We start from the raw sequence: 2,949 nt of genomic DNA, 5'->3' as shown, positions 1-2,949 counted from the left end.
GGTGGATAATTAGAGCTTGATCCCAAAAAGTGGGAACCGGTTTTTGGGCAAGATCAAGCTCAAAACAAAATAGCCTACTTCGCCGCCTTCGCCCGTTCGATCGCGTCGACGATCATCTTCTTGGCGTATTTGGAATCGTGCCAGCCTTCGATCTTGACCCATTTGCCGGGCTCGAGATCCTTGTAGTGCTCGAAGAAGTGCTGCACCTGATGACGCGTGATTTCCGGCAGATGGGTGTATTCGGTGACGTTCTCGTAGCGCAGCGTCAGCTTGGGCGAAGGAACTGCGATCACCTTCTCGTCCTGGCCGGCGTTGTCCTCCATGATCAGCACGCCGATCGGCCGCACATTGATGACGCAGCCCGGCACCAGCGCGCGCGTGTTGCAAACCAGGACGTCGATCGGGTCGCCGTCGCCGGAAAGCGTGTGCGGCACGAAACCGTAATTGCCGGGATAGCGCATCGAGGTGTGCAGGAAGCGGTCGACGAACAGCGTGCCGGCCTCCTTGTCCATCTCATATTTGATCGGCTCGCCGCCGATCGGCACCTCGATGATGACGTTGATGTCCTCTGGCGGGTTCTTTCCGGTGGAAATCGCTGCGATACGCATGGCTCAAAATCCCTCTCGATCTTGTCAGACCGATAGCGGGACACGCGTCATGGTGCAATGCGGCGAATGGTGCTGAACGCTGATGGAAGCGCACACTTTGTGATGGATTGTAACCTGATGCGTGTCACCCGACGTGCGCAGCGGTCTTGGAAGAACGACGCTTATCAGGCGGCGCCCGTCATTCCCAGACGAAAGCCACCTTCTTCAGCGCCTTCTGCTCGAAGACCTCGACGCCTTCGGCGATATCGCGGCCGCCATTGCCGGCATAGAAGGCTAAAGCGTTGTAATTGTCTTCTAGCGCCCACACCACCAGGCCTCTGAGGCCGTGGTCGGCCAGGCGCGTCCGCGCCGCCTTGAACAGCCGGCTGCCGAGCCCGATGCCCTGATATTCCGGGCGCAGGTAAAGCTCGTAGATCTCGCCCTGCTGCCTCAGCTCGCGGGCGCGGTTCTTGCCGATCGTGGCATAGCCGGCGATCGTGCCGCCGATTTCGACGACCAGCACCGTTGCCGCCTTGCGAATCGCGTTCGCCCACCAGTCGGGGCCGCGGCGGTTGATCATGGCGGTCAACGTGCGATGCGGGATGATACCGGAGTAGGCGCCGCGCCATGCCTCCTGATGCACTTCGGCGATGGCGGCTGCATCGCGAGGGTCGGCTTTCCGGATATCGATCGTCAGCGTGTTCATGATTGGTTAACCATAAACCCGCGTCGCCCGATTGCAAAGAGTCCGCTCCGTCGCGCCCGCGCTTTCGCACAGGCCAACTTGTCGGCGCCGGAAGCGCTGAAAACCGCCTCGCGCCGCCGTCAAAGCCAGGTTTGCAGCCTAGGCCCTGTCAGATTTCGACGAGGTGGTCGTCGAGCTCGTTGGCGTCGCCGGCGGTGACCGGGAAATGCTCGGCAAGCACCGCGCCTACTGATTCGATCGCCTTGACGAAACCATCGGCGAGCCGGTCGTCGCCGGCGTGCCTTGTGAGGTCCCGCACAACGCCGTCCCAGACATGCTGGCCGACCTTGGCATCGATGCCGCTGTCGGCGACGATTTCGGCATAGCGCTCGGCGATCGAGACGAAGATCAGCACGCCGGTGCGCGCGCTCGTGCGGTGGACGTTGCGGGCCAGGAACTGCTTCATCGCGTTGGCATGCGCCGCCTGGTAGCGCAGCCGCCTCGGCACAAGATGGATGCGCCAGCCAGGCAGTGCCCATAGAAGCGCGAGCATGCAGCCCAGCGCCAGAAGCTGGGCAAGCACGAAATGCGGCAAGCGGATGGTCAACCACCAGGCTTCCAGCCCATAGGCCACCGCGAGACTGACGATGAGCGTGGCTAAAGCAGCCGCGAACGCGGCCGGAAAGAAATAGCGGTCGCTGGTTTGCGCGACGACGCAGTAGATCTCGCCGTCCGTCCTCGCCTCGGCGGCGCGGATCGCGCCGGCGATGCGGTCATGGTCCTCGAGGCTGATCGGTCGCGTTGCCATGGTCCTCACCAGCTCCCCGAAGAACCGCCGCCGCCCGACGAGCCGCCGCCGCCGGAAAACCCGCCGCCACCGCCGCCAGAGGACCAGCCTCCGCCGCCCGACGACCAGCCGCCGCCACCTCCGGAGGATCGCCGTCCCGGCTCGAAGGTCATGCCGAGCCAGCGATAGCGGCCCGGTCCGATCTTCTGACCGAAGATCGGCGGCAGCACCGTCAGCGCGATGCTGCCGAAAAAGATCAGCGCCCAGATGGTGATGAAGATGGCGAAGAACAGATCGTCGGAATTGAACGGTGCCTGCTCGTTGCGCTTGCCGCGCGCTTCCAGCTCCTCCGGATTGCCCTCCAGCACCATGATCATGTCGTCGACGGCCTTTGAAATGCCGCCGGAGAAGTCGCCGGCGCGGAAGGCCGGCACCATGTCGTTCTCGATGATCAGCTTGGTGTGCAGGTCGGTCAGCGTGCCTTCCAGCCCATAGCCGACCTCGATGCGCATCTTGCGGTCGTTCGGCGCCACGATGAGCAGAACGCCGTTGTTTTCCTTGGCCTGGCCGAGCTTCCAGAACCGGAACAGCCGGTTGGCGTAAGGCTCGATCTCCTCGCCGCCGAGGCTGGGGATGGTGGCGACGACGATCTGGTCGGAGCCTTTCTTCTCGAAATCGGCGAGTTTCTGGGTCAGCGCCGCGCGTGTGCCGGCATCGACGATGCCGGCATTGTCGACGACGCGGCCGGTAAGGGCGGGGAGATCCGCGGCAAGGGCTGCGAGGGGGAGGAGGAAGAAGAGGAGGCTAAGCAAGCCGCCAATGAAGGTGTTCCTGCGCACCCCCCTCTGGCCTGCCGGCCATCTCCCCCGCAAGGGGGGAGATTGGCAGCT

4 protein-coding genes are annotated in these 2,949 nt (G+C 63.5%); all 4 read right to left on the bottom strand.

All coding sequences use genetic code 11. The annotated features are described in order from the left end of the window. Positions 1-74: 74 nt before the first annotated feature. Positions 75-608, bottom strand: coding sequence for an inorganic diphosphatase (ppa, locus tag EOA38_RS32370; protein ID WP_127301138.1), 534 nt, complete (start codon positions 606-608; stop codon positions 75-77). Positions 609-786: 178 nt separating this feature from the next. Next, a complete protein-coding gene (locus EOA38_RS32365) occupies positions 787-1,293 on the bottom strand; it encodes a GNAT family N-acetyltransferase (RefSeq protein WP_126091298.1) in 507 nt (168 codons plus the stop codon). Positions 1,294-1,441: 148 nt separating this feature from the next. Next, a complete protein-coding gene (locus EOA38_RS32360; protein ID WP_127301137.1) occupies positions 1,442-2,080 on the bottom strand; it encodes a TPM domain-containing protein in 639 nt (212 codons plus the stop codon). 5 nt (positions 2,081-2,085) lie between these two features. After that, complete coding sequence (locus tag EOA38_RS32355) at positions 2,086-2,898, bottom strand: YgcG family protein (protein WP_189435073.1); 813 nt, start codon at positions 2,896-2,898, stop codon at positions 2,086-2,088. Positions 2,899-2,949 lie beyond the last annotated feature (51 nt).

This window comes from Mesorhizobium sp. M1E.F.Ca.ET.041.01.1.1, assembly GCF_003997355.1.
Taxonomy (GTDB): domain Bacteria; phylum Pseudomonadota; class Alphaproteobacteria; order Rhizobiales; family Rhizobiaceae; genus Mesorhizobium.
Note: the sequence above shows the minus strand (reverse complement) of the source record. Positions and strands in the feature narration are given on the sequence as shown.

What these genes read in the sequence shown, in the direction of transcription:
- EOA38_RS32365 (WP_126091298.1), bottom strand. Translation starts at nt 1,293, where the DNA reads ATGAACACGCTGACGATCGATATCCGGAAAGCCGACCCTCGCGATGCA.
- ppa (WP_127301138.1), bottom strand. Translation starts at nt 608, where the DNA reads ATGCGTATCGCAGCGATTTCCACCGGAAAGAACCCGCCAGAGGACATC.
- EOA38_RS32360 (WP_127301137.1), bottom strand. Translation starts at nt 2,080, where the DNA reads ATGGCAACGCGACCGATCAGCCTCGAGGACCATGACCGCATCGCCGGC.